At 38.9% G+C, this 25,330-nt stretch carries 22 protein-coding genes and 1 other annotated feature; of the genes, 7 read left to right on the plus strand and 15 right to left on the minus strand.

The features are described from left to right. Nucleotides 1-8 precede the first annotated feature (8 nt). From K4422_RS11010 to K4422_RS11065, 12 genes are all read right to left on the minus strand, one after another. A complete protein-coding gene (locus tag K4422_RS11010; RefSeq protein WP_230711127.1) occupies nucleotides 9-830 on the minus strand; it encodes a histidinol-phosphatase HisJ family protein in 822 nt (273 codons plus the stop codon). Between the two features lie 12 nt (nucleotides 831-842). Further along, nucleotides 843-1,487: a bifunctional phosphoribosyl-AMP cyclohydrolase/phosphoribosyl-ATP diphosphatase HisIE gene (hisIE, locus tag K4422_RS11015; protein ID WP_230711128.1), complete on the minus strand. Its 645-nt coding sequence runs from the start codon at nucleotides 1,485-1,487 to the stop codon at nucleotides 843-845. 14 nt (nucleotides 1,488-1,501) lie between these two features. Next, the gene (hisF, locus tag K4422_RS11020; RefSeq protein WP_230711129.1) at nucleotides 1,502-2,257 is read right to left on the minus strand and encodes an imidazole glycerol phosphate synthase subunit HisF; all 756 of its coding nucleotides are present in this window, start codon (nucleotides 2,255-2,257) and stop codon (nucleotides 1,502-1,504) included. Then, on the minus strand, nucleotides 2,254-2,973 hold the full coding sequence (gene hisA, locus K4422_RS11025; RefSeq protein ID WP_230711130.1) for a 1-(5-phosphoribosyl)-5-[(5-phosphoribosylamino)methylideneamino]imidazole-4-carboxamide isomerase: 720 nt from the start codon (nucleotides 2,971-2,973) through the stop codon (nucleotides 2,254-2,256). The genes hisF and hisA overlap by 4 nt, the downstream gene beginning before the upstream one ends. Continuing rightward, complete coding sequence (gene hisH / locus K4422_RS11030) at nucleotides 2,970-3,593, minus strand: imidazole glycerol phosphate synthase subunit HisH (protein WP_230711131.1); 624 nt, start codon at nucleotides 3,591-3,593, stop codon at nucleotides 2,970-2,972. Before hisH ends, hisA begins: the two co-directional genes overlap by 4 nt. A gap of 271 nt (nucleotides 3,594-3,864) precedes the next feature. Further along, complete coding sequence (gene hisB / locus K4422_RS11035) at nucleotides 3,865-4,455, minus strand: imidazoleglycerol-phosphate dehydratase HisB (RefSeq protein WP_230711132.1); 591 nt, start codon at nucleotides 4,453-4,455, stop codon at nucleotides 3,865-3,867. 40 nt (nucleotides 4,456-4,495) lie between these two features. After that, entirely contained in the window at nucleotides 4,496-5,548 is a 1,053-nt protein-coding gene (gene hisC / locus K4422_RS11040; protein WP_230711133.1) for a histidinol-phosphate transaminase, read from the minus strand. Continuing rightward, entirely contained in the window at nucleotides 5,545-6,822 is a 1,278-nt protein-coding gene (gene hisD, locus K4422_RS11045; protein WP_230711134.1) for a histidinol dehydrogenase, read from the minus strand. The genes hisC and hisD overlap by 4 nt, the downstream gene beginning before the upstream one ends. Further along, complete coding sequence (hisG, locus tag K4422_RS11050; protein ID WP_230711135.1) at nucleotides 6,815-8,371, minus strand: ATP phosphoribosyltransferase; 1,557 nt, start codon at nucleotides 8,369-8,371, stop codon at nucleotides 6,815-6,817. Before hisG ends, hisD begins: the two co-directional genes overlap by 8 nt. A gap of 73 nt (nucleotides 8,372-8,444) precedes the next feature. Then, nucleotides 8,445-8,754, minus strand: a binding site (T-box leader). Nucleotides 8,755-8,976: 222 nt separating this feature from the next. Then, entirely contained in the window at nucleotides 8,977-9,687 is a 711-nt protein-coding gene (locus tag K4422_RS11055; RefSeq protein WP_230711136.1) for a B3/B4 domain-containing protein, read from the minus strand. Between the two features lie 20 nt (nucleotides 9,688-9,707). Continuing rightward, nucleotides 9,708-10,226 (minus strand): GNAT family N-acetyltransferase, encoded by a 519-nt coding sequence (locus K4422_RS11060; protein ID WP_230711137.1) that lies wholly within the window; start codon nucleotides 10,224-10,226, stop codon nucleotides 9,708-9,710. Then, on the minus strand, nucleotides 10,210-10,674 hold the full coding sequence (locus K4422_RS11065) for a MarR family winged helix-turn-helix transcriptional regulator (RefSeq protein WP_230711138.1): 465 nt from the start codon (nucleotides 10,672-10,674) through the stop codon (nucleotides 10,210-10,212). The genes K4422_RS11060 and K4422_RS11065 overlap by 17 nt, the downstream gene beginning before the upstream one ends. 183 nt (nucleotides 10,675-10,857) lie before the next feature. On the opposite strand from K4422_RS11065, the gene K4422_RS11070 reads away from it, so the two are divergent. Then, nucleotides 10,858-11,268, plus strand: a complete 411-nt coding sequence (locus K4422_RS11070) for an Ohr family peroxiredoxin (protein ID WP_206903261.1) — start codon at nucleotides 10,858-10,860, stop codon at nucleotides 11,266-11,268. A 723-nt stretch (nucleotides 11,269-11,991) separates the two neighbouring features. On the opposite strand, the gene K4422_RS11075 is transcribed toward K4422_RS11070, so the two are convergent. Together K4422_RS11075 and recQ are read right to left on the minus strand one after the other, a co-directional pair. Beyond that, nucleotides 11,992-14,121 (minus strand): HelD family protein, encoded by a 2,130-nt coding sequence (locus K4422_RS11075; protein ID WP_230711139.1) that lies wholly within the window; start codon nucleotides 14,119-14,121, stop codon nucleotides 11,992-11,994. Nucleotides 14,122-14,501: 380 nt separating this feature from the next. Further along, the gene (gene recQ / locus K4422_RS11080) at nucleotides 14,502-16,247 is read right to left on the minus strand and encodes a DNA helicase RecQ (RefSeq protein WP_230711140.1); all 1,746 of its coding nucleotides are present in this window, start codon (nucleotides 16,245-16,247) and stop codon (nucleotides 14,502-14,504) included. A 519-nt stretch (nucleotides 16,248-16,766) separates the two neighbouring features. Between recQ and K4422_RS11085 the strand changes: the two genes are divergently transcribed. The 6 genes from K4422_RS11085 to K4422_RS11110 all read left to right on the plus strand — a co-directional run bounded on the left by K4422_RS11085 (nucleotide 16,767) and on the right by K4422_RS11110 (nucleotide 22,591). Beyond that, nucleotides 16,767-17,801: an ABC transporter ATP-binding protein gene (locus K4422_RS11085; protein WP_206903258.1), complete on the plus strand. Its 1,035-nt coding sequence runs from the start codon at nucleotides 16,767-16,769 to the stop codon at nucleotides 17,799-17,801. Between the two features lie 51 nt (nucleotides 17,802-17,852). Beyond that, complete coding sequence (locus K4422_RS11090) at nucleotides 17,853-19,130, plus strand: ABC transporter substrate-binding protein (RefSeq protein ID WP_230711141.1); 1,278 nt, start codon at nucleotides 17,853-17,855, stop codon at nucleotides 19,128-19,130. A gap of 61 nt (nucleotides 19,131-19,191) precedes the next feature. Beyond that, complete coding sequence (locus tag K4422_RS11095; RefSeq protein ID WP_230711142.1) at nucleotides 19,192-19,995, plus strand: carbohydrate ABC transporter permease; 804 nt, start codon at nucleotides 19,192-19,194, stop codon at nucleotides 19,993-19,995. Then, nucleotides 19,996-20,814, plus strand: coding sequence for a carbohydrate ABC transporter permease (locus tag K4422_RS11100; protein ID WP_230711143.1), 819 nt, complete (start codon nucleotides 19,996-19,998; stop codon nucleotides 20,812-20,814). It abuts the gene before it with no gap. Beyond that, complete coding sequence (locus K4422_RS11105; protein WP_230711144.1) at nucleotides 20,811-21,761, plus strand: prenyltransferase; 951 nt, start codon at nucleotides 20,811-20,813, stop codon at nucleotides 21,759-21,761. Before K4422_RS11100 ends, K4422_RS11105 begins: the two co-directional genes overlap by 4 nt. Further along, nucleotides 21,761-22,591: an ABC transporter substrate-binding protein gene (locus K4422_RS11110; protein ID WP_230711145.1), complete on the plus strand. Its 831-nt coding sequence runs from the start codon at nucleotides 21,761-21,763 to the stop codon at nucleotides 22,589-22,591. The genes K4422_RS11105 and K4422_RS11110 overlap by 1 nt, the downstream gene beginning before the upstream one ends. A 270-nt stretch (nucleotides 22,592-22,861) precedes the next feature. On the opposite strand, the gene K4422_RS11115 is transcribed toward K4422_RS11110, so the two are convergent. Continuing rightward, complete coding sequence (locus K4422_RS11115) at nucleotides 22,862-25,192, minus strand: CDP-glycerol glycerophosphotransferase family protein (RefSeq protein ID WP_230711146.1); 2,331 nt, start codon at nucleotides 25,190-25,192, stop codon at nucleotides 22,862-22,864. Nucleotides 25,193-25,330: the final 138 nt, after the last annotated feature.

Below are 25,330 nucleotides of genomic sequence, written 5' to 3' on the forward strand. Positions count from 1 at the left end.
GCTTTTTATTAAAAGGCTACAGGGACAAATTTTCGCTCCTTTAACTGCCAACTGCTGCTAAAGCCAACTGACTGTAGAATCTTTTTCGTTTCCTCAAAGGCATATGCTAAAGTGTCTACTTGATGTGTATCACTGGTGATTATGATTGGCACTTCTTCACTGGCTAAATAGTTCAACAAAAATTTGGCCGGATACGCCTGCTTTTTCCACCCTCGACTCATGCCACCAGTATTGACTTCCACCAAACCATCATATTTTTGAATAACTGCAACAACTTTTTTTAAAGCAGTTAAAGCAAGTTGTTCATAGGCATCTTGATTTTTAGCGGTTAGATACTGTAACGTATCATTAAATTTTGTAACCAAATCAAAATGACCAACGATTTTGGGCTGGTTTTGTGTAATATGTGCTACAACTAAATCGTAATAATCTTGCGCCAAAGCTAAAAAATCACCGTCATACCACTCCTGTAAAGTTTTAGCAAAATTTTCCGGCGTATCATCCACACTGCGATACACACCTGCTCGCGGGGGCAAATAGTGGACAGAACCGACAAAATAATCATAGCCACTAATCGGTGTCTTACTATAATAATCCCATTCCAATCCGCAACTAATCTGTAGCAAACTTTTTTCAGCTAAACTGCGTACGGCTTTTTGATAGGCACTTTCGTCTTTCACACCTAAGCAGGTAAGATCAAAAGGAGCTGGTGAATGACTGGTGAAACCTAAATCGGTAAAGCCTAGCTTTTCAGCTGCTTGCGCCATTTCCGCTAAGGTATTTTCTCCGTCACACCAATCGCTGTGAGTATGGGCGTTTGAATAAAACATTGCCGCACCCCCTTATTTCATCGTCTCTTGCTTGGTCTTTTGATCCACCACTTGACGACGGGAAAGTTCGGCCATAATTTCAGCTGGCGTAATGTTGTTATTGGCCATTAAAACGAGTAAATGATAAATCAAGTCAGAAATTTCATAAGTTGTCTCTTCCTTGCTTTCTTTCATCGCGCCAATAACCACCTCTGTTGCTTCCTCACCGATTTTTTTCAAAATCTTTTCATTTCCTTTGGCAAATAAATAGCTGGTATAACTTTTTTCCTGCGGTGCCTCTTTACGCCCTAAAACCAATTCGTAAAGCTCTGGAATCGAAATATTTATTTGGGCACTGTCTTTAAACAAAAGTTCATTAAAACAACTTTCTGCCCCCGTATGGCAAGCCGGTCCTGCCTTAATTACTTCTGCTATTAACGCATCTTGGTCACAGTCTGCTTTTAAACAAATCAACGTTTGTCTATTACCACTTGTTTCTCCTTTGCGCCATAATTCTTGCCGACTGCGGGAGAAAAAAGTCATTTGCCGATCTTTCAATGTGGCTTGTAAACTTTCTTCATTCATATACGCTAGCGTCAGTATCTCTTTTGTATAAAAGTCTTGTACCACACAAGGAATCAAGCCATTTTCGTCAAAGTTCAAGTTTTTTACTTCCATTTGGTTGTCCCCTCTCAGTTGCGGATTGGAATATTTTTCTCTAGTAAATATTGCTTTAACACTGGAATTGGAATCTCATCATAATGAAAAATAGAAGCTGCTAGTCCCGCATCAATTCGCGGATTTTGAAATAGTTGATAAAAATCAACCTTACTACCTGCACCACCAGAAGCTACAATCGGCAATTGGGAAATATCGGCCACTGCCTGCAACAAGTCCAAATCAAAGCCTGTTTTCACGCCATCGGTATCCATCGAATTAATGACCAATTCGCCAGCGCCTAATTTTTCTCCTTGTTTAATCCACGTCAAAGCATTAATCCCGGTATCTTCTCTGCCACCTTTGGTAAAAACGTGCCACTTGTCCGCAACTTTTTTTACATCCACTGATAAAACGACGCATTGGGAACCGTAACGTTGTGCCCCGTCAGCAATCAGTTGCGGATTTTTGATTGCCCCTGAATTAACGCTAACTTTATCGGCGCCGCATTTTAATACCCGATCAAAATCATCAACTGTATTAATGCCCCCGCCAACCGTTAGAGGAATAAAAACTTGTTTGGCCACCGCTTGCAAAATATCAGTAAACAAGCCGCGATTTTCCGCTGAAGCAGTAATGTCATAAAAAACTAGCTCATCTGCGCCTGCTTGATCGTATTTTTTTGCCAGCTCTACCGGCGACGCCACATCTTTAATTCCTGCAAAATTAATACCCTTTACTACGCGGCCATCCCGCACGTCAAGGCAAGGAATAATTCGTTTGGCAATCATTTTTTCACCTCCGCGGCAAAAAGACACGCCGCTAAATCCAGTTGTCCACTGTACAAAGCTTTTCCGACAATCGTGCCATATGTGTCTACTTGAACAAGTCCTTTGATATCTTCTATTGTTGCCACACCACCAGAAGCTACAATATTACAGCCCAACTGATTTAATTTCTGATAGGCAGCAATATCCATCCCCGCGCCAGTACCGTCTTTAGCAATGTCTGTATAAATAATCGTCTGACAACCTGCTGCCACTAATTCTTGGCAAAACGTGTAAGCGTCTGTTTGGGTGGTTTCAAGCCAACCGTTAACAGCCACCATTCCCTCTCTAGCATCGACACCAACCGCAATTTTTTCACCGTATTTGGCGATCATAGCTTTTGCAAATTCTGGTTTTTTTTGTGCGATCGTTCCTAAGATAACCCGCTTTACGCCGACTGCCAAACAATCTTCAATATCTGCTTCGCTACGGATACCGCCGCCTAATTCAACAAATAAATCCGTTTGCTGTACAATTTCTGCTACCAAATCAAATTGCTTTTTCGTGCCTTCTTTGGCCCCATTTAAATCGACCAAATGTAAATATTTTGCACCCGCTATGGCAAAACTTTTGGCAAATTCAAGGGGATCAGCGCCAAAAACTTCCTGCTGGTCGTAATCTCCTTGATAAAGTCGTACAACTTTGCGGTCGTATAAATCAATTGCCGGTAAAATAATCATCCCTTCACCTCCGTAAATGCCCGTAAAATATTCAAGCCCACTTCACCACTTTTTTCAGGATGAAATTGGGTACCAAAAACATTTCCCTTTTGTACCAACCCTGGGATTTCCACCCCATAATCGCTAAAAGCCGCCACACTTTTGTCACACTCACTGGCATAATAACTATGGACGTAATAAACGAAATCCCCTTGTGCTACATATTTTAATAGCGGTGAATCTTGTTTTAGAACTAATTTATTCCAACCAATTTGTGGTACTTTTAATTCAATTTGCTGCTTGTCAAAGACCGACTTCAAAGAGACCACCCTGCCAGAAATTAAATCCAGACCCTTGTGAACACCAAACTCATGACTTTCAGAAAAAAGCAGCTGCATCCCTAAGCAGATTCCTAACAATGGCTTTCCATTTTGTGCCTCAGTTTTCACTACGTCTGCCAAACCACTGTTCTGTAATTTCCCCATTGCATCGCCAAAAGCCCCCACTCCCGGCAATAAAATTTTATCTGCCTGTTGAATTTTTGCCACATCACGTGTGACGATCACATCCGCGCCAATAAAATGCAACGAGCTCTGCAAACTAAACAAATTCCCCACACCATAATCAATAATCGCAATCACGAAAACTTCTCCCCCCTTTAGATGTTGTCTCAAGTTCGGGATAACAGTGAGCATTATACATAGGCAATTTATGTGACGGTTTTGGTCACCTGAATTGGCTTTTTTAATGCCGAACTGTTTGAACTTACGACAACTCGATTTATTAGATGTTGTCCCAAGTTCGGGGTAACAGTGAGCATTATACATAGGCAATTTATGTGACGGTTTTGGTCACCTGAATTGACTTTTTTAATGCCGAACTGTTTGAACTTACGACAACTCGATTTATTGCCTACAAAATTGTACCTTTTGTTGAAGGAATCTCATCTGGTGATACTTCATTGATCCCACAGGCCTCTGCTAATGCGCGCCCAAAACCTTTGAAGCAAGCTTCCACAATATGGTGACTATTTTTTCCTGCTAATTGTTGCAAGTGAATGGCACCTCCCAGCTCTCTAGCAAAGGCGATAAAAAATTCCTCCACTAATTCCGTATCAAAGCCGCCAATTTGGCTAGCGGGAATATGCACGTTCAAACAAGCAATGCCTCGTCCGGAAATATCTAGTGCGGTCATCACCAGCGTCTCATCCATAGGCAAAATCATACTGCCATAGCGTTTGATTCCTCGTCGATCGCCCAAAGCTTCTGAAAAAGCTCGTCCTAAAACAATGGCGATATCCTCTGTTGTGTGATGCCCGTCAACTTCTATGTCGCCATCACATTCCAGTTCAATATCAAAGCGACCATGACGGGTAAATAATTCCAACATATGATCTAAAAAACCAATTTTTGTTTTAATTACTTGCTGACCGGTGCCATCGATATTTAGCTTCAACTTAATTTTTGTTTCACTCGTATTGCGGATAATTTCTGCACGACGCATTTTTTTGGCCTCCTTTTGTATCCTGCATTTTTATTTGAACTTAAACTTCTGCTTTTATAATTTGGGCAATTGCCACTTGGCATTGCTGCATCTGCTGTGGTGTGCCGATCGTGATGCGGATATAGTCTTTAATTTGGGGCTGATTAAACCAGCGTACAAAAATCTGCTGTGCTTTTAATTTTTCATAAATCACTTCACCACTAATTTTAGGATGGGTGACAAATAAAAAGTTGGTTTGACTAGCCAATACGGTAAAGCCTAGTTTTTTTAATGCGGCGGCCGTTTTTTTCCGTTCGCTGATAATTTGCGTTAAACAGCTAGCGTGGTAAGCACTATCAGCTAACGCGGCAATGCCGGCGGCGGCGGTCATGGTATTAATACTGTATGGATTAAAACTAAATTTCAATTTATTCAAGGCGGCAATCAGGGCTGGTTGCCCCACAGCATAGCCTAATCTGGCTCCTGCTAATTGCCACGACTTGGAAAAAGTGCCGACAACTAAAAGATTTTCGTATTCTTTCACATAAGAAATCATAGATTCACCACCAAATTCCACGTAAGCCTCATCGACAATCACGAGCCGTTCTGGCTTTTCTGCCACAAAAGCGGCAATTTCTTTTGCTGGTAAACCCAGACTTGTGGGTGCATTGGGATTTGCAAAAATTACGGTTCCTGTTTCATCTTTGTAATCCGCTAAATTCAATTTGAAATCCGGTGCTAAAGGAATTTCTTTTGCCGCAATATCATACAGTTGGCTAAAAACTGGATAAAAACCGTAAGTCAAATTAGGATAAGCCACGCCTGCATTCATTAATCCTTGAAAACAAAAGGCCAAAACTTCATCACTGCCATTGCCGACAAAAATTTCTGCTGGTGTAACGGCAAAATGCTGCGCTAGGGCTTGCCGCAGTTTTTGGCAATCAGGATCGGGATAGCGGGCTAAAGTTTTTGTTGCATCTGCGATTGCCTCACTAACAGCTGGGGCCGGTGGATACGGACTCTCATTGGTGTTTAGCTTAATCACTTCAACTTGTGGCTGTTCACCGGGAACATAAGGCGCAAGTGTTGCAAGTTTTGCTGCAAAATAATTCATCGACTACCCCCTCGTACTTTCATAGAATTTGCATGGGCAAATAACATTTCCGTTTCAGCAAATAAAATCACATCGTCACAGACTGCTTGTAAGGCAGATTCTCCGTAATATAAATAACTGGAACGCTTTTGAAAATCTGCTACGGATAACGGAGAATAAAAACGCGCGGTTCCTTCAGTTGGTAGCGTGTGATTGGGGCCTGCTAAGTAATCACCTAAAACTTCGGGTGTATTGTTGCCCAAAAAAACACTCCCCGCATTCGTGATAGCACCTAAAGCTGCAAAAGGTTCTTTAATGCACAATTCTAAGTGTTCTGGTGCCACTTCATTGGCAATCGCTAAAGCAGCCGCTAAATCTGACACTACGATAATGCAACCTTTATTTGCCAAAGACGCGGTAATAATTTCTTTACGCGGCGCAGTTGCCGTTTGTTTTTTGATCTCTTTTGCTGTGGCGTGGGCAATTTCATTACTGGTAGTGACTAAAATGGCTTGCGCATTTACGTCATGTTCGGCTTGGGCTAATAAATCAGCCGCTAGAAAATTCGGCTTCGCGCTTTCATCTGCCACAATTAAAACATCGCTCGGACCGGCAATCATATCAATGTCGACTTGGCCGTATACGAGGCGTTTAGCAGTTGCGACATAAATATTCCCCGGCCCTGTAATTTTATCTACTGCCGGGATGGTCTTGGTCCCGTAGGCTAGAGCTGCAATAGCTTGGGCACCGCCGACTTTATAAATTTCATCAACGCCACAAATTTTAGCAGCGGCTAAAATTGCCGGAGCAATCGTTCCGTCTTTTTGCGGTGGCGTCACCAGCACAATTTTTTTGACACCGGCGATTTTAGCCGGGATGACATTCATCAAAACGGTGCTGGGATAAGCAGCCGTCCCCCCTGGCACGTAGACACCCACTTTAGCTAAGGGAATCACCCGCTGCCCCATCACAGCACCTTCTTTTTCGAGCATAAACCCATTTTCTTTTTGTTTTTCGTGAAAGGCGGCAATATTTTGTTGTGCTTTTTTTAAAACAGTTAAAAAGGCGGGGTCACACGCTGTCATAGCCGCTTTTATTTCTGCTTTGGTTACTTTAAAATCAGAAATGACTGCGCCATCAAATTTTTTAGTATATTCCGTTAATGCCGCATCTCCATTTTCTTGTATGTCTTCAATAATTGTTTGTACCACTTGCGTATATTCAGCGGTATTCCCAGCTGTGCGCGTGGTAATTTGCGCTAAATCTACTTCTGACTCTGGTAAAATTTTAATCATTTTTTGCCCCCACTTTCTGAATGATTTCTTTAATCTGCCTTTGTTTAAAGCGCCAAGATGTTTTATTTACAACTAAATGGGCCGATGAATCCGTAATCTTCTCCAAAACAGCCAAGCCGTTTTCTTTTAAGGTGGTGCCGGTTTCGACAATGTCCACAATCACATCTGCTAATCCCACTAAAGGTGCTAATTCGATCGAACCATTTAAATAGATCAATTCCACTGGCTGGCTTAAGCTACTAAAATAAGTTCGCGCGATATTGGAATATTTGGTCGCCACTTTTAGCGGACGACTCGTATCTTTTTGAAAATTTTTAGGACCAGCAATGGCGATATCACATTGCCCAATCGCAAAACGCAAAACGTCTAAAACATTCGCTTTTGTTTCCAATAAAATATCCCGACCGACAATCCCGATATCCGCAGCACCGTGTTCAACATAACTAGCCACATCACTCGGCTTCACTAAGAAAAAGCGAAGCTGTTTTTTTTCATCGGTAAAAATCAGCTTCCGACTTTCATCCAACAAATTTTCCTGACACAAACCGGCATCGTGGAACATTTGATAGATCTTTTCTCCCATTCGCCCTTTTGGCAGCGCAATATTGATGACGTCTTGTTCACTTTTTAGACTATCTTGTTTATTGCCAATGGCATTTAAATGAATGCCAAAACCTATCGCAGCTTGTGTTTTACCTAAAGATTGCAGCAAGCCATCATAACGACCGCCAAATAAAATCGCCTGTGGCACTTGCGGGACAAAGCCTTGAAAAATAATCCCGCTATAATAATTGGTATCGTTGACTGTCGATAAATCAAATAACAAACGGGGCGTAACTTCTTCTTTTAGTAATGCTGCCGCTAACTCCTCTAGCTCTAATAACGCTTGGTGCGCTTGCGGCAAGCCTTTAGTTAGTTCCAAAGCTATTTTCAAACACTCATTGATTTCACCACTCAAACGCAAAAGTGCTAACAAATTTTGCGTCATATCTTTTTTTAAATTGGCCGTTTGCGCCAATACTTTCAAATCTTCGCCATTTTTACTTTTAATACTGCTGAAAACATCTCCTTGAAGGTTATCAGGAAATAAAGCCAAAATTGCGGCTACTAAACCACTGTGGGAAAATTCCAATTTTGCTTGACCAATTACTTCTAAAGATGCAATCGCCAGTTGAATCACTTCTAATTCGGCTTTACGGCACACGTCGCCAATAATCTCGATGCCGGCTTGATTCATTTGTTGATATTCATTCGTGTGGCGATTATGGCGATAAATATTTTCATTGTAATATAGGCGCCTGCTTTCATTTGCTGGTGTATTTTTGACAATCGATAGCGTGACATCGGGGTTTAAAGCCAACAATCTCCCGTCAGCAGCATTAAATTTAATCACATCGTCATCTGCTAAAAAATTTTTCTTCTCCAAATAAAAGTTGTATTCTTCAAAACTATTTAAGCAAAACAAGTTAAAGTTTGCTTTTTCATATAAAGCCCGCAATTTTAAAGCTGCTAATTCTTCTTGGCGCAAAATATTTACTGGAATCTCCATTAAATTCCCTCCCCTGGCAAAAATTTTATACTTTTATACTTTAATAGTTGAAAAAAAGCGCCCCCTGACAAAGTCAGAGGACGCTAAAATGCGTGGTTCCACCTCAATTTATCTATCCAAAGATAGACCTCAAGCGATCAAGCTAACAAACGGTGCATTTTATTGCTTTCATAAATGTGCGTATCTTGGCACTTTTAGTCGTCAGCCTTTTTGTCTAGTCATCCAACAATGACCGCAGCTGTAACGGGCTAACCCGGCATCTTTTACTTTTTTCAAACATGCAACTCCAAGATGTGTTTCGCAAAAAGTAACTGTCCTTTTTTCACCAACCAAAGGCTCTCTTTACAGTATTTTTTTACTACTCTTCTTTTCACCGTCAAAAATATAAAATTGGTTGTGTTATATTCTAAGTTGAATTGTCAGAAAAGTCAAACACTTTTTTGTGAATATTATCACTTCTCACTAAAAATTTTAGCTAGCTTGATAAAAATTTGCAAATAATACGATAGTTATCCTTTTTATCTTTAAAAAAAGAAAAAAACTGCAAAGAAATTACTTGCTGGCAATACAATTGCTTGCCACTTTCATCCTTTACAGTTTTTTTATTAAATTTGTTGTTCCGGTGTTTTTTTAGTTAACGTTGCGGTAGTTGTTTTAACTTTAAAATAGCCCTCTATCAGCTGGCTTAATTCGGCCGCCGCCATCTTAGCCCGCATAGCTTGTTGCGCATTGATCGCTTCAATGACCAAAATTGCGTCCGTTGTATTTTCCTGTAGCATCGTGCGTTGGGCTTCTCGCCAGTTAAAACAGCGACAAACAGCACCAACTTCATCATAATAAATGATTTCTTCAGGGAGCGCCGGGGCATCTTCGTTAGCTCCCAGCGGTTTGAAACTTTCGCCCCCTTTGGCTTTACCCAAATGCAAATCCCCTGAAATTGAGGCGATATCTTCTCCTCCACAAGGAACGGCATATTTCAATGAGACGCTGTTATACAAGTCCACCAAAGGATTAATGGGATTAAACGTACGATCTTGGCTCGCCCGTTTTAATAAAGCTTCAATTGACGAACGGGCACCTTTTTTAGTTTTAAATTGGCTAAACGCCTGGCGCCATTCTTGAATGACTTCATTTTGACTAAAAGAGTCTGCCGTCAAAAATTTTTGCGCATCGTGTTTGCCTCTTGCTAATAAATCAGAAAAATACGGATCATCTTCTTCATTAACCTGATTATTAATTTCTTTTGCCGTTACGATAAAAATTTCAGCTTCAGGAAAGAGCTCCCAAAAGTTTTCATCTACAATAATTTTTTTCATCTATTTCCCTCCAAGATTTTTTAATTCAAATATTTTGTCATGACCCAGTCTGTTTGATCATCTGTGCCAATCGTAAAAACGTGTTCTCCTTTTTTGACAAACCCCATTTTCTTATAAAAAGCAATTGCTACTGGATTGTATTCCCAGACACCTAACCAGATTTCTTTTTTCTGTTTTTCTTTTGCTACCTTTTCTGCAAATTGCATTAGCTCATGGCCTAAACCTTGCCGTTTAAAAGCCGCCAAAATATAAATACGCGCAATTTCTAAGCTTTCGCTGCTACTTTTTTCACTTTGCGCCTCGCCAATATTTAGCTTTAAATAACCAGCTAATTGCGCGTCTTGATAAATAAAATAAAAAAAGGAATCGCCATTGTCCAGCTCTTGTTGGAGTTGTTTCAAATTATAATTTTGCTGCAAAAAAATAGCGAGATCTGCTGGCGTATTATCTTTTGCAAAGGTTTCTTTAAACGTCGTCTCGCTGATTTCCTTTAACGTTTGAAGCTCTGCTTGTTTTACTGCACTAATCTTCACTGTCATACTGTCGTGTCACACCTTTTTTCACTAATTCCCACTCTGAAGCGATATTTTCTTCTACCCGTGACAAATAGGCCGCCAATTGCTGCATTTCTGGTTCGCTAAATCCTTTTAATGCAACTTTATTGGAATATTGGTTTTCCGCCTGAATAACTGGGGCCAATTTTGCTCCTTTATTGGTCACAAAAAGTGATTTATTTTTTTTATTGTCAGATTGCGGCTGCTTTTCAATTAGACCATTCTTTTCCAATTTCCCAATGGCCCGGGCTGCTGTGGTACGATCGACTTTAATCATCTCGGCTAGTTTTTCTTGAATGATTCCGGGATTTTCATAAATCCGAACCAAATAAAGATATTGCCCGCGGGTTAAAGCAAATTCCTTAAACTCAATATTCGCGATAGAATCTAGTGCTCGCGCAATTTTACCTAAATCACGTAAAATATCCGTCATATTTTTCCTCATTTCAGTTTAGCGATAAGTTTATCTTAAAATATTTTTATTGTATTTGCAACAAAAAAACACAAGCACTTCATTTTGTTTTTATTTACAATCGTGATACGGTTAATTTGAAGGTGAAAACGCCTTATCGTTGCAAATGTTTAAAGCATTATTTTTTGAAAGGAAGGAAAACAGATGAAAAAAATGTCAACTTCAACAGTGATTAACACAGGTGGTCGCGAAGGAGAAAGTAAATCTGTCACAGGGTCTTTGGATGTCTTAACAACAGGTGTAAAAAAAGAAGGTTATACCAACCCTGAAGAATTATTTGCCGCTGGTCTTTCCGCATGTTTTAACGGCGCAATGCAATTTCCACTAGAACGTGATGGTTTAGGTGATAAAAAACGTGAGATCCGTGCCGAAGTCAGCTTGCTTGGCGACTTGCCAGATTTTACCACCTTGCATTTAGAAGTCCTTCTAATTGGCAAAATTGAAGGCTTAAGTAAAGAAGACACCATAAAATATATGGCAGAAACCGAAAATATTTGCCCCTATACAAAAGCCATCAACGGCAACGTCACAGTAAAATTTGACGCCGAAGCATAGAAAAGCTGAACAAACTTGGGCAGACCGCAAAAAATAAGTACGGGATTTTTGAAAATTGCTACTCAAATTTTTAAAAATTTCGGCTTATTTATTGGCGGGCTAGTTTGTGAAGCTAGATCTAAGAAAAGCTGAATGCACCGGAAAGCTCGCAAGTAACAAGACAGGATCTTGATAAATTGTTCCCCAAATTTCTCAAGATTTTGGCTTGTTACCGCAGAGAGCTGGTTCATGAAGCTGGATCATAGAAAAGCTGAATGAACTCGTTCAACTCTCTTGCAATAAGACGAAATTTTGATAAATTGTTCCTCAAATTTCTTAAAATTTTGACTTATTGTCATTGAGAGTTAGTTCATGAAGCTGGACACATAGAAAAGCTGAACAAACTTGGGCAGTCCGCAAAAAATAAGTACGGGATTTTTGAAAATTGCTACTCAAATTTTTAAAAATTTCGGCTTATTTATTGGCGGGCTAGTTTGTGAAGCTAGATCTAAGAAAAGCTGAATGCACCGGAATGCTCGCAAGTAACAAGACAGGATCTTGATATATTGTTTCCCAAATTTCTCAAGATTTTGGCTTGTTACCGCAGAGAGCTGGTGCATGAAGCTAGATCATAGAAAAGCTGAATGCACCGGAAAGCTCGCAAGTAACAAGACAGGATAGAATTTAAAAAAAATTTAAAATCCGCTGTCAAAGCACTTAAACGTGTTTTTACAGTGGATTTTTTTAGGCTAGAAATTTAAGGTATGGTGTTAATCCGTCAAAATACGTAATCGTAAGCTCCTGCATTCCTCTGGAGGCTGCCGTATATAGCATTTTACGTTCGCGATCGTTAGCATAATTTTCTTTTATGGTATTGTACAAAATTACGCGATCAAATTCCAAGCCTTTAGCCAAACTGATTGGTAAAATGGTGACTTCTGCTCTTGCCTTAGCTTCTTTTTTTAAAGCAGCATTTTGACCTTGCCACCATTTAGTTAAATCATCGGCCTCTTTTTGTGTTTTCGTAATAATCGTCACAGGCTTCATTTCATTTATTATGTTTCTTAAATCTGAAAGTTTGGCGAGGTGTTTTACTGTCACTGCTTTACCCTTGGGACGCACAGGCACAATAGTAAAGTTTTCTTGGGCTGCTAATTGCTGGAAGACGGCTGTAATTGCACCACTGGACCGATAGCTATTTAATAAATCATAGCGGGTAACTTGTCTTTTAGAAGTTTCAAAGATCGCCGCAATCGTCGCAAAGTCCGTATTTGTATTAAAAATTGCTTGGTTGCTATCTCCCACTAAAGTAAAACGGCTGGCTTTAAACAATTGGCTTAGTAGAAAAATTTGCGCCGGTGTATAATCTTGCACTTCATCTACTAAAACATATTGCATCCGGCTAAGCGGGCTGGCTTGGATAAAGCGGTGTTGGATGAATAACGCAATCGTCGCTTCATCGACAGTCATTACTTTTGCGGCCAAATAGGTTTCATTGGTGTAGGCTTGATATAAATCTGCCAACATTTTTTCTGGTTGGAGCCACGAAAAGTCGGCAATTTGTGCCGTGACAGCAGCAAATTTTTGTTGCAACAGCTTATGTGTATATTTTTGTAGTGTTTTAGGTGACTCATCTTGCAATAGGTGTCCAAAATATTTTTGTTGTTGCGTTTCCGATAAGGCTAAGAGACGATCTTGCCACGCTTTTTTCTGCGCTTGCTTTAACAAACGTCGCTGCCAATAACTATTTAATTTGGCTGCTACCCCTTGAAGTCGCTCACCAAAACTTGCCTCTGGTGGCGTCGTAGCAAACATTTCGGCTAATAACTCTGCTTTAATAATCACTTTTTTCTTTAGTGTGATTGCTTGAAAATAATTCCCCTGTTGCAAAATAGAACTGCCACTGGCAACAAATTCAGCAAATTTTCGACTACGGAGAATTTCTGTTTGGTCAGAAACGTCATTTTTCGTAATCCGCTCAAAGTAATCACTTTCTGTTTCCAACTCTTTATCTAACTGCCACACCAGTAACTTACGCCACGTCAAATTCCGAGGATTTTTCTCACCTAAGGCCGGCAAGACGTTAGCTAAATATTGAATAAATTTATCATTGGGGGATAAAATCAACACGTCATCGGCGCTAATTTGTTGGCGGAAAGAATAAAGTAAATAGGCGATCCGCTGCATAATCGTAGAAGTTTTTCCACTTCCTGCAACACCGTTCACCAAAATAATTTCAGCAGCCAGATCACGAATAATAACATTTTGTTCTTGCTGAATCGTGGCTGTAATAGCTTGCATCTGCTCAGTGGCACTATTTTCTAGTGCCGCAAGTAAAACGTCGTCTTCAATAGCGATATTGGTATCAAAATAATGCTTTAACTGATCATAGGCAATGACAAACTGCCGCCGCAAATCGATGGAAACAAAAATTTCTGCGCCATTAGCCAAATAGTGGGATTTCCCCAAAACGTTATTATAAAATAACTCAGCAATTGGAGAACGCCAATCATAAACTAAATTTTCATTCTCCGAACTAAAACCATTGATGCCAATATAAAAAGGCTGGCTTTTTTCATTGTCGAAATAATCCACCGCAACTTTACCAAAATAGGCTTGGGGCAATAAACGCTCCACTTGCGCGAGGCGATTTGCTGCGGTTTCTTGCTTTAAGTTCAGTTGGTCAATTTCGCGATTTTTCATTTCCAATTGGGCATAGGTATCCAGATTATCAGCAAAATTATCAAAATTTAACCGCACATCCTGGGCCATCTCTTGTAAAGCAGCAATCCCAGCACTTTGCCCTTGTGCTAAAGTTTCAGTCAATTTTTCTTGTTCTTGTTGCAAGGCGTGATAAACTTTTTTCAAATACATTTCTTCTGCTTGTGTGTCGATGCGAACACCACTCCTAAATTTGCATTTGTGTCGCTATTTGTAAGCGGAAAACTATTCTACACCCCTACTTCTATTATCGCAATCTTTATGCTGTTACTTTTCATAAAGCACTAAATTTTTTACAGCTAAACTTCGTTAAAAAAAATCTCTATCGATGATCCGCTCTCAAAAATAAGCGCAAAGTATCTCTATACTCCTTCATTACTACACAAATTAAGATTTTTGAACAAAAAAACTCCTGTAGGTGACATTTTTAAAGATAGGAACTAAAAAGTCAAAATGGGAACTTTTTTGTTTACTTTCAAAATGTTGCTACCAGAGTTTTAAATCAAATTTGGTTACTTCGTTATAAACAGAGCTTATTTTTGTAATACTTCCAAAAAGGCTTCGCCATATTTCGCCAATTTATTTTCTCCCACCCCTTTAATTTGCAACATCTCTAATGTAGTTTGGGGCTGAACTTCTGCTAATTCATACAAAGTTTTATCGGAAAAAATAACATAAGGAGGTAAATTTTGCTTTGAGGCTAATTCCAAGCGTAATTGCCGCAGCTTTTCAAATAGTTCATTATCTGGTGCCAATTTTTTCACTACTTGTGCTCTGCGCATCACTTTTTGCTGACCCAACAACACATTTTTACCTGTAGCTGAAATTTTTAACAAAGGAAATTGTCCCTCCGTTGGCGTTAAATAGCCTTCTGCCGTTAGAAAGTCGATCAATTGGCTGACATCTTTTTGACTCCAGTCTTTCATCAATCCATAGGTGGATAACTTTTCAAAATGCCATTGGGTAATTTTTTGATCTTTTGAGCCGGTCAAAACTTTGCTAATTAATGCTTTACCAAAGCGTTCTCCCATGCGCTTTACACAAGACAACACTTTTTGCGCATCTAAGGTAATCTCTTCAACTGCCCGTTCGTCTAAGCAATTACTACAATGTCCACACTCAGGACCGTCTTCGCCAAAATAGCGTAAAATATACCGCTGTAGACACATTTCAGTATGGGCATATTGACTCATTTCCCGCAATTTCAAATATTCTTTTTGCTTATAATCAATCTCCATATCGGAATTATCAATAAAAAATTGCTGTACCTGTAAATCTTGGGGCGCATACATCAAAATTGCTTCACTGGGTAAGCCGTCTCGCCCTGCACGTCCTGCTTCTTGATAATAAGATTCAATATTTCCCGGCGTTTGCGCGTGAATGACAAAACGGACATTACTTTTATTAATCCCCATGCCAAAAGCGTTGGTTGCTACCATCACTTTAATTTCATCAAATAAAAAAGCCTCCTGTGCTCTAGTGCGGGCTGCTTCTGTTAAACCGCCATGGTAGTAGCCGGCCGCAATTTTTTTGCTTTTCAACAAGTGATACACCCGCTCAACTTCTTTTCGCGTACTGGCATAAATAATACCCGCTTGATTGGCATTGACCCGTAAGTATTCTAATAAATAGCTGTCTTTGGCATCTTTTACCACTTGAAAAGCCAAGTTTTCCCGCGCGAAGCCGGTTTGTACTTTATTGTTAGCTGGAATTTCTAAACTGTTTTCAATATCTGCCGCAACTTGGGGCGTTGCCGTAGCCGTTAGCGCAATAACTGCCGGCCTTTGAGGCAATGCTTTAATCTCTTTTGCTAACTGCAAATAGCTGGGGCGAAAATCGTGCCCCCATTGGGAAATACAATGGGCTTCGTCCACTGCAATGAGGCTGATTTTTTCTTGTTGCAACAATTGCTTAAAAGAAAACATCTCAAATCGTTCCGGTGCCACATAAACCAATTTATATTTTCCGTAAGCAGCATCTTTTAGCCGCACACTCACTTCTTCTTGTGACAGACTGCTGTTGACAAAAGTTGCCGCAATTCCCATTTCATTTAATGCATCCACTTGGTCTTTCATTAAAGAAATTAAAGGAGATACAACTAACGTCAAGCCATCTAATAAAAGAGCCGGCAGCTGATAGCAAATGGATTTGCCGCCACCAGTTGGCATAATTCCCAGCACATTTTCGTTTTTCAAAACTTTTTGAATTAACTCCAATTGACCTGCGCGAAAACTTTCATAGCCAAATTTTTCTTTTAATAATTGTGTTAAAACATCCACGTATAATCCTCTTCTCACTACTTTTTACGGCTTTTGATTCAGCTTCTCTTGTCACTCATCTTAACATGGAAAACTTTGTAAAAAAAGGTTGTAAGAATTCGGCGAATGGTTAGCAGATAAAGTGCTGGTACATTCATTTGTCTGAAATTCCTATTTGCGTATAAATGCTGTGCTAAAAGGAGCTTCTTTGGCCATAAGTGAAAACTTCTTGAAGCTTGAGGTGTAATCCAACATCTTTTGGATTGTGATTTGCGCAAAAAATTTTGAAAATCTCCGTTTCTTACTAAAAAGCTATTCCTCAAAGCTACTCATCTTAGTGCACCGCAATTATATTGGTGTAGCGTGTTTTTACTCATTAAATTCTTCGCTACAACTAACTACGCAATAAAATGACAATATATTTTTATTTTTTCTCAGTTTTTTTTCATACATATTTTATTTTGCTTGTCGTATTTTGACGCATAAACAAAAAAAGTGTAAGCTTGGTGAGGCGAATTTCAGCTAACAGGAGGTTGTGCTGTGAGTTATTTATCAATCCAAAATATCAGCAAGCTTTATCCCCATAAAAAGACAAAAGCGCTGCAAGATTTTTCTTTAGATGTGGCAAAAGGTGAATTTATTGCCATCGTTGGACCCAGCGGTAGTGGAAAATCGACGCTTTTAAATATTTTGACCGGTTTTGAAGAACCCAGTAGCGGGCAAATCACTTTAGCTGACCAAGAAATTACAAAATTGGCACCTAAAGACCGCGATATGGCGTTAGTCTTTCAAGAGTATGCCTTATTTCCCCACATGACGGTGGCAGAAAACATTACTTTTGGCATGAAAATTCGAAAAACAGCAAAAAAAGAACGACAAGAAAAATTAGACTGGGTAACAAAAGAGTTAGGTTTGACAGAGGTAGTAAATGTTTTGCCCAAAAACTTATCTGGGGGACAAAGACAGCGGGTTTCCTTAGCGCGGGCAATCGTGCGTAACCCCAAGCTATTTTTAATGGATGAACCTTTATCCAATTTAGATGCCAAATTACAAGATCAAGTGGGGGATTTAATTTTAGCTACCCATAAAAAATTACAGGCGACGACTTTGTTTGTCACCCATTCCCAAGAAGAGGCCATGTCATTAGCCGATCGTATCATTGTTTTAAAAGACGGCCTTATCCAGCAAGTTGGTACACCCCACGAAGTTTATGAAAAACCCCAGAACCGTTTTGTGGCAGAATTTATTGGCCGCCCTGCGATTAATTTATTTCCTTTTAGTAAATTGCCGCAAAAATTGCAGCAGCAATTTCCCCAGGAGTCAAAAAAATTAGTCGCCATTCGCAGTGAGTATCTTCATATTCGTGAAATTTCACACAAAGATGGTGAATTTACGGCTCCTTTAGAAATAGGGGTCGTCACAGAAATTCGGTATTATGGGGGCAGCAGTATTTTACAGCTTGCGTGGCAAGATAGCATACTTTCAGTCAAAACATACCAGGATACCAGCAATTTAATGGGCCAACGCGTTCATTTTACTTTTGATACCAGCAAACTACTCTTTTTTGATTTGTAAATTTTAGCTGACCAAACAGCTATTTATTTTTATTTTATTGGAGGAAAGAACATGAAGAAAATTTATTTAGGGATGGCAGTAGCGGCGGCAACTTTATTTTTAGCAGCCTGCGGCAATTCTAAAGAAGCAAACACAAAAGAAAACGATAAAGTCAGCGGTGAATTGACCGTTGTCACCAATCGTACAGATGCAGATAAACTCTATGATCAAATGGAAAAAGATTTTAAGAAAAAATATCCTGAGATTACAGACATTAAATGGGAGTCTGCTGGCACTGATTACGATCAATACATCGCCAATCGCATGAACACCAAAGATTATGGTGACGTCGTTTTTGTGCCTTTTTCAATGGCAGGCAAACCACAAGATTACAGTAAATACTTTGAAGAGCTAGGCACAACAAAAGCGATGGAAAAAGATTATCTGGACGTCACTGAAGCCGATTACGACGGCAAAGCATACGGCTTGCCGACTGTTTTAAACTCATTGGGTTTAATTTACAATGAAGCAGTTTTCAAAAAAGCCGGCATTGATAAATTACCCCAATCAACCGATGAATTAATCGCAGACGCTAAAATGATTAAAGAAAAAACTGGTGCGATTGCCTTTTATACCAATTACCAACGTTTAGCTGTTTGGGCAGGTGCGTTGTCTTCTTATGGTGGTGAAGACTTCAAAAAAGAAATGGTGACAAGTAAAACTGCCTTTAAAGACGGGCAACCAATTCGGGAAGTCATGGATGTTATTTACGAATTAGCAAAAGCTGGTTTAATTGAAAAAGATCCCGTTACCCTAGAAACCCAACAAGCACAACAACAATTAGCGGATGGCAAAATCGCCATGCTAATGAGTGGCTCCCAAGATGTCGCCCCAATTCAAAAATTAAGCAAAGATACCATCAACATTATGCCATTTCCACATTTATTAGCTGGTAAAACCAGCTTAGCTCTTGGTGCACCTTCTGTGATTGGCATTAACAAAAATTCTAAAAATAAAGTCGCTGCCAAAGCTTTCCTAGACTTTTTCATTGATCCTGCTTCTGGTTTTGCCAAAGATATGGGCGGCATGACACCTGTTAAAGCCAAATTAAATGAAAGCCAGCAAAAAGCGATTAAAGAAAACAACGTCATCTTAACCGCCCCAGCAACAGACCCTGCTATTGAAGCCACATATAGCGCTATTGCAAATGAAGTCGGTGTTGGCCGCTTAACGGATGTTTTACAAAAAACTGTAAACATCGCATTATACCCTGATCAAAATGAAAGCTATCAAGATTATGTCGCAAGCCTAGAGAAAAAATGGGAGGCTGCAGCAAAAGCCCATGAATAAGCGCAGCCTAAAAAGAGAGGAAAAGCAGACCATTCTGCTTTTTCTCTCTTTACCGCTTTTATTGTTACTAATTTTTGGCCTCTTGCCGATTGGAACGTTAATTTACAACAGCTTTTCCGATTGGGACGGACTTTCAGTTGAAAAAAACTTTGTCGGCTTTAAAAACTATATCACCATTTGGCAGGACCCGGTTTATTTTCAGGCCTTTAAAACCAATCTCTTTTACTTAGGTTCTGGTCTTTTACAAATCATGATAGCCCTAGCTTTAGCCATTTTATTGTCGACAAAAACCTACGGCAAAAATATTTTTAAGGCTGTGATTGTTTTTCCCATTATGATCAGTGGTGTGGCCACTTCTTTGATTTTCCGCCTGTTCTTTGAACCAGACGGCTCATTTGACCAGCTTTTGCAGTTTTTACATTTAGGCAAATTTATTCGCTTATGGCTGGGGGATCCGGCGGTAGCCAATTATACATTAGCTTTTATTTCCTTATGGCGCCATTTAGGCACGAGTTTTTTACTGTATTTTGCCGCCATTCAAGGTCTGCCTAAAGTGTATCAAAAAGCTGCTAGTTTAGAAGGCGCCAATTTATGGCAACAAACCCGCTATATTATTTTGCCAAACATTCGCACCGTTTTAAAATTGAACTTTATTTTACTCACCATTGGGGCTGTTTCCGCCTTTGAAATCCCCTTGATTATGACCAATGGTGCCAATGGAACCGCGACTTTTTTAGTCCAAACAATAAAAGTCGCCTTTGATCAAAAATTAGTCGGCCTAGGCTCTAGTCTAGCAGTTTTAATGTCTTTCATTGTGATTTTCTTAAGTTTAGCCCAGCAACGCTTTCAAAAGGAGGAGAAATAAATGCGAATGATTGCCAAAACTAGTAAATATTTCTTTTTAATTGCCTGGCTGTTTATTTGCTGCTATCCGCTTTTGACCGTTTTTTTTGGCTCTTTTAAAACTTACCAAGAATTTAACGCCACCCGCGGAATTACCCCGCCAACACAGTGGCACTTTGAAAATTATCGGCTGGCTTTTACCACTGGCAATCTGCCCCAAGCCTTTATCAACACCTTCATTTTAGTCTTTTGCGGTGTCTGCGGCAGTGTTTTAATTGGCTCAATGGTCGCTTATGTTTTAAATCGATTTGATTTTCCTTTTAAAAAGCTGGTGATTGGGGCTTATTTTCTAATTTCGATGGTCCCGATGGTCGTCTCCCAAATTTCTACTTTTAAAATTATCACCGCGTTAGGTTTTTACGATCGCCTAATTGCCCCGGTTGTAATTTATTTGGGAGCAGATGTTGTCATGATTTACGTCTATTTGCAAATGTATGAAAAAATCCCCGTTGAATTAGATAAGGCGGCACTGTTAGAAGGGGCTGGTTATTTTCAAATCTATCGCAAAATTTTATTTCCATTATTGCGGCCAGCCACTGGCACAGTGATCGTTTTAAAAATGATTAGCATCTACAACGATTTTTATATTCCCTTTTTATATTTACCTGGTTCAGAGCACGGGACAGTTGCTACTGCCCTTTACCGCTTTATGGGCCCTAATCAAACCAACTGGCAAGTGATTTGTGCCTTGGTGATTTTAAGCATTATTCCGATGCTACTGGTCTTTTTAGCATTGCAAAAATATATTTATGAAAGTTTGGCAGGAGGTGTCAAAAGTTGAATGTTCTAACCTATTTACACGGTTTTTCAAAACGTGCTTATACTGTCATGGAAGTGCGGACTGGCTTTGCCACCGGACTGCCGGTTTTAAGCGGGAGCTTTTTTGGCGCATATTTGACAGGAGAAATCCATTTTTTATACGTGATTTTATTTTTTATTGCCGGCTTTTGCTTTAATATTGTCGCCAATACCGCCAATGAAATGCGCGCTTATTTAGCCAAAGAAGAAAATGAAGCAACCTTTACCCACCACAAAAGGAGCGAGGGCTTGGTTCGTGGCGATGCCAAATTTTTGGATGCTGTCTTTGTTTTACTCCTCATGATTGCCCTTGGCGGCAGCTGTGGTCTGCTGCTGGTTTTTCTCACCAAAGATTTGTGGCTGCTCGCTTGGGGATTAGTTGGTTTACTGGCGGCAATTACGTATTCCTTAGGTCCAAAACCTTACCTGCTTTATCCAGTAGGAGAAATCGTCTCTGGCTTTTTTGTCGGTGGCCTTGCTTGTTACTTAGCAGCTAGGGTGCAAATTGGCAGTGGCAGTTGGCAGCTACTTGTATATAGTGTAATTCCCATGATTTTAACCGTCTTTTTAATGTCCACCAATAACGTGGGCGACTACGAAAAAGATCGCGGCGTGCGGGTAACATTGCCTCACGTCATCGGTTTTCGCAATGCCATTTTACTTGTGATACCTGAATTTTTGCTCTTGTTTAGCTGTTGGGTAATTCTTTTGGCAACGCAAACCATTCCCTGGTGGCAATTTTTAGTCGGCTGTTTGATTTTTTACCGCCAAGGCTGGCAACGTTGGTACAAAGACTATTGGAAAATTCCGGCTGTTTACCCTGAAATGGGCAAAGAATATGGCCCTCGCCCCTTACTGTTGATTTATCACTTTAACACTTGGATGAGCCTTTTATTTTTCATCCAAATCATGGGAAGGAAGTACTTATAATGGAAAAAATCCGTTTGGTTCAAAATAAAATCAATCCCCTCGTGTTACCTGTAATTTTTGCCGATAAACTCGGCTACTTTGAAAAATTTGGTGTCCCCGTTGACTTAACGATTGCCGAAACTTTCCAATTCGCACAAAAAAGCAGTTTTGTCGCCGATGATGTGGATGCTATGATGGGGGATTTAACCTTTTACTTTAACTACCGCCAGCAAGGAAAAGACGCTGTCGTCACCACTGATTTGACCCGCACCATTCAACTGCTAGTAAAAAAAGACGCGCCCAAAAAAGGGCTGCGCATCGGGGTCGCCCGTAAAGGACTGTTTCCCTTTTTTATGGCTCATGATTTAAAAAACATCCTCAACCAGCCTGAAATCGTGTGGGTCGATAACACCTACGAGCGGATGGACCTGCTGCAAAATGAGAAAATTGACGGCCTCGTTGCCATCGAACCATTTATCACAGACATCTTAAAAAGTCAGCCCGATACTGAAATTTTATGGCACTCCAAAAATTCAAACAAAAATATGGTGATGTGGTGCTTTGATCGTAAATTTTATGATAACAATGGCGAAACAGTTGCCAATTTCCACCGCGCCTTAGAAGCCGCTGCCCAAGACTTCAACGCCCTATCAGCTACTGAAAAGTGCGCTCAAGCGATAAAAGTTGCCCACTATACACCACAAGCCGCCGAAAACTTGCGCCACTTCACATTTGAAGAACAGCACAATTATGCGGCTAAAGATTTTGAATTATTAGCAGATTTCTTGTGGCAAACAGGCGAAGTAAACCAAAAGTATCTAGCAGCCGATTGCTTGCGGAAGGTATTTTAGAGGAAGTTATTTTTGACAAGAAATTTTGACGTTGCGGTGTTTTGTTGCAGAATTTTCATGAGAAAATATTGTTGGGAAATTTGGGCGGAAATTTTTGACGCAGAATCTTTTTGAAAAATTTTAGCGCGAACTTTTGCGTAATAATTATTACGCAAAAGAACAGGGATATTCGTTGGTTTGGAATGAAAAATAGCCTTCATTGGTTTCCAATAAACTAGCAGTTTTGTATTGGAAGCCAACAGAAGACTATACTTATATTTCCTAAAAAAATTAAATCACACTATCCTTTTTTAAGACTTCGATAATTCTTTTAGTGTTTTTCCCATCATAAAATTCATTAATTCTTCGATACCTTATTAGATTTTCCGGCTCGATTTCATAATTATTTTTAATGGCTTGTATAACATTGGTCATTAATTCTTTCTCATCCCACGCTATTACTCCAGGAGCATTATCCACATTTACAGGAGGAGTAGCTTGATAATTTTTAATCAGATATTCTGAGTCTTTCCAATAAAATATCGGATATGCACCACGATAAATAGCATCATAAATAGCAGAAGAATAGTCTGAAATAAAAATACAACTTTTAGTTAACGCAATACTAGGGTTATCACAAATGATATGTTTGTATTCTGGCATATAATTCAAGATATATTCAGAAAGTTTATTATGCGGTGTTATTAACAATCTATCAATTAATCCATTTTTTTCAAATTCTCTAACTACTTCCATAATTGAGTAAAAGTAACTTGTCTCATTAAGTTGTCCATTAATGATAGCTTTCTCTTCCCAATAACGATAGGTAGGCATATATACGATTTTATCAGCATCACTATCTCTTTTTGCATAATCAAAAGTAGCTAAACCAGTTTTCATTAATTCAGAGTCCTTATACCCCATCTTGTAAAACTCTCTTGCTTCCAAATCTGAGCTAATCACACTTTTAGTTAAAGTAAAGCTCATATCGGATTTATAAAATCCTCTTGCCATTGGATTTTCAACAGGTTTAGCGAACATAATACCATGTTGTAAAAAATATAAAGGCGTTGAATTGATTTTTTTTGTAAGCTTTTCTACTAAAACACGAACTTCCACAACATGATTACTCAATTCACTTGATATCAAATTCGTAGCTGAAAAAAGTAGATAATAGTGTTTAAATGAGAATCTTTTTACTAAGTTATCTGGATATTTCTTTTTTATTACGTCAAAGTAACTTGCTCTTTCATCTAAAATATAAAAATTTTGCGATTCCAATTTTTTTTGCAACATAACATTTTGAAATACTCGATAACCAGACTCCTCTGCCCGACTACAATCTTTTTCAAAATAAAGATTAATTTTTGGTTTGTAACCAAAGATTCTTTTTCGTGCTCTTACAAGATAATATGCAACGTTTTGTTTCAATCGATTAAATAGTTCATACTGTTTACTCCTTGGTACAACAGAGACTGACAGCATGCCTTGATTATTGAACCTCATTAATATTGAGTTGTTTTTATAATTAGCAATTGAAATATTCTGGGCATCTTCTATATCACTTTTTTTCAATCTGTGTATAAACTCGCCTAGCCATAAACGATTATGAAAGCTCGTAACCTTACCCATCTTATTTAAATCAACCACAAAGAAAAAAACTCCCCGAAAATTGTGTACATTTCCTACATGTAATCCGTATCCTGTCATTACCTTTTTTAAGTCTAAGCTCATAACATCAAATTTATACTTCAATAAACCAAAACAAACAAAATAATGAAATACTCTCATAGCCCTCGGAGAAAATTTCTTAATAAGTCCATCATCTTTTTTTACAAGTTGAATATACAACGTATTTTTTATTGCTTCTATCACAAACATGTTCCCATTTATTTCAAAGAATAACGGATGATCTAGTTTATGGTTTTTCAAAATACTTATCTTTTGTCTACCATTCCCTAGTCTATCTCTTGAAATTATAAATTCATCATTCTCACAAGTTATTTTTATCTTATTAAAAGTTAAACAATCTATCCTTAAAAAGTTGGGTAATTGTTCAGAAAGAGTTCTATATCTGAGATATTTCATTACATATCTAGCGGAGTTGCGATAAACCTCAAAAAAAGCATTGTATTTGTCAACTGTAATTCTAAAGAAAAGATGTGGATTATCACTTCCTGAAATAGGAGTATCGACAAAAATCTTTTCATCTTCTTGTGCGCTCTTCAAGAAGAAAATCTTTTCATCAACCAAATAACACCAATCAGATTTACTATCTTTGATTGAAAGCTGTGCTGCTGTGCTATCTAAGTAGAAACGTTCATCAAAAAAATTTATGTTTACTTTAAGACCGCTATCATCGATAGACATATGGTCTGCAACAAAAACCTTGCCATTCTCAATAAAAATATATTGTTTCACTTGTGAGAGTATAAAAACACCAATAATTTCAAATGAAGTTTCTTTATAAGTGCTACTTGTAAAAACCTCAACTTTGCCCACCATTTGGGCAAAATCAACGTTAAATATTTCATTAGAATTTAACAATTTAAATTCTAAAACTGTATCTGTTAACAACGACCAATCCGCGATAAGTCTATTCTCATATATTGGTTGAATCATGGATACCCCTCTTTCAGTTCACTTACATCATCGAACAATTATACGTTATATTTATATAGAATTCAATGAAGTCAAAAGTTTAATGTTTGCGCTTTCTTAAAATTGATTTTTCTTTTTTTGCGTGCTATTCTCTTAAAG

Source organism: Enterococcus sp. SMC-9, assembly GCF_021011285.1.
GTDB lineage: Bacteria > Bacillota > Bacilli > Lactobacillales > Enterococcaceae > Enterococcus_C > Enterococcus_C montenegrensis.

Excerpts from the sequence above, each read along its gene's own strand:
- K4422_RS11075 (WP_230711139.1), bottom strand. The coding sequence starts at position 14,121 with ATGTATTTGAAAAAAGTTTATCACGCCTTGCAACAAGAACAAGAAAAA.
- K4422_RS11010 (WP_230711127.1), bottom strand. The coding sequence starts at position 830 with ATGTTTTATTCAAACGCCCATACTCACAGCGATTGGTGTGACGGAGAA.
- K4422_RS11110 (WP_230711145.1), top strand. The coding sequence starts at position 21,761 with ATGGAAAAAATCCGTTTGGTTCAAAATAAAATCAATCCCCTCGTGTTA.
- hisG (WP_230711135.1), bottom strand. The coding sequence starts at position 8,371 with ATGGAGATTCCAGTAAATATTTTGCGCCAAGAAGAATTAGCAGCTTTA.
- K4422_RS11070 (WP_206903261.1), top strand. The coding sequence starts at position 10,858 with ATGAAAAAAATGTCAACTTCAACAGTGATTAACACAGGTGGTCGCGAA.
- hisA (WP_230711130.1), bottom strand. The coding sequence starts at position 2,973 with ATGATTATTTTACCGGCAATTGATTTATACGACCGCAAAGTTGTACGA.
- hisF (WP_230711129.1), bottom strand. The coding sequence starts at position 2,257 with ATGATTGCCAAACGAATTATTCCTTGCCTTGACGTGCGGGATGGCCGC.
- hisD (WP_230711134.1), bottom strand. The coding sequence starts at position 6,822 with ATGATTAAAATTTTACCAGAGTCAGAAGTAGATTTAGCGCAAATTACC.
- K4422_RS11060 (WP_230711137.1), bottom strand. The coding sequence starts at position 10,226 with ATGACAGTGAAGATTAGTGCAGTAAAACAAGCAGAGCTTCAAACGTTA.
- hisB (WP_230711132.1), bottom strand. The coding sequence starts at position 4,455 with ATGCGTCGTGCAGAAATTATCCGCAATACGAGTGAAACAAAAATTAAG.
- hisIE (WP_230711128.1), bottom strand. The coding sequence starts at position 1,487 with ATGGAAGTAAAAAACTTGAACTTTGACGAAAATGGCTTGATTCCTTGT.
- hisC (WP_230711133.1), bottom strand. The coding sequence starts at position 5,548 with ATGAATTATTTTGCAGCAAAACTTGCAACACTTGCGCCTTATGTTCCC.
- K4422_RS11065 (WP_230711138.1), bottom strand. The coding sequence starts at position 10,674 with ATGACGGATATTTTACGTGATTTAGGTAAAATTGCGCGAGCACTAGAT.
- K4422_RS11100 (WP_230711143.1), top strand. The coding sequence starts at position 19,996 with ATGCGAATGATTGCCAAAACTAGTAAATATTTCTTTTTAATTGCCTGG.
- K4422_RS11090 (WP_230711141.1), top strand. The coding sequence starts at position 17,853 with ATGAAGAAAATTTATTTAGGGATGGCAGTAGCGGCGGCAACTTTATTT.
- K4422_RS11055 (WP_230711136.1), bottom strand. The coding sequence starts at position 9,687 with ATGAAAAAAATTATTGTAGATGAAAACTTTTGGGAGCTCTTTCCTGAA.
- K4422_RS11115 (WP_230711146.1), bottom strand. The coding sequence starts at position 25,192 with ATGATTCAACCAATATATGAGAATAGACTTATCGCGGATTGGTCGTTG.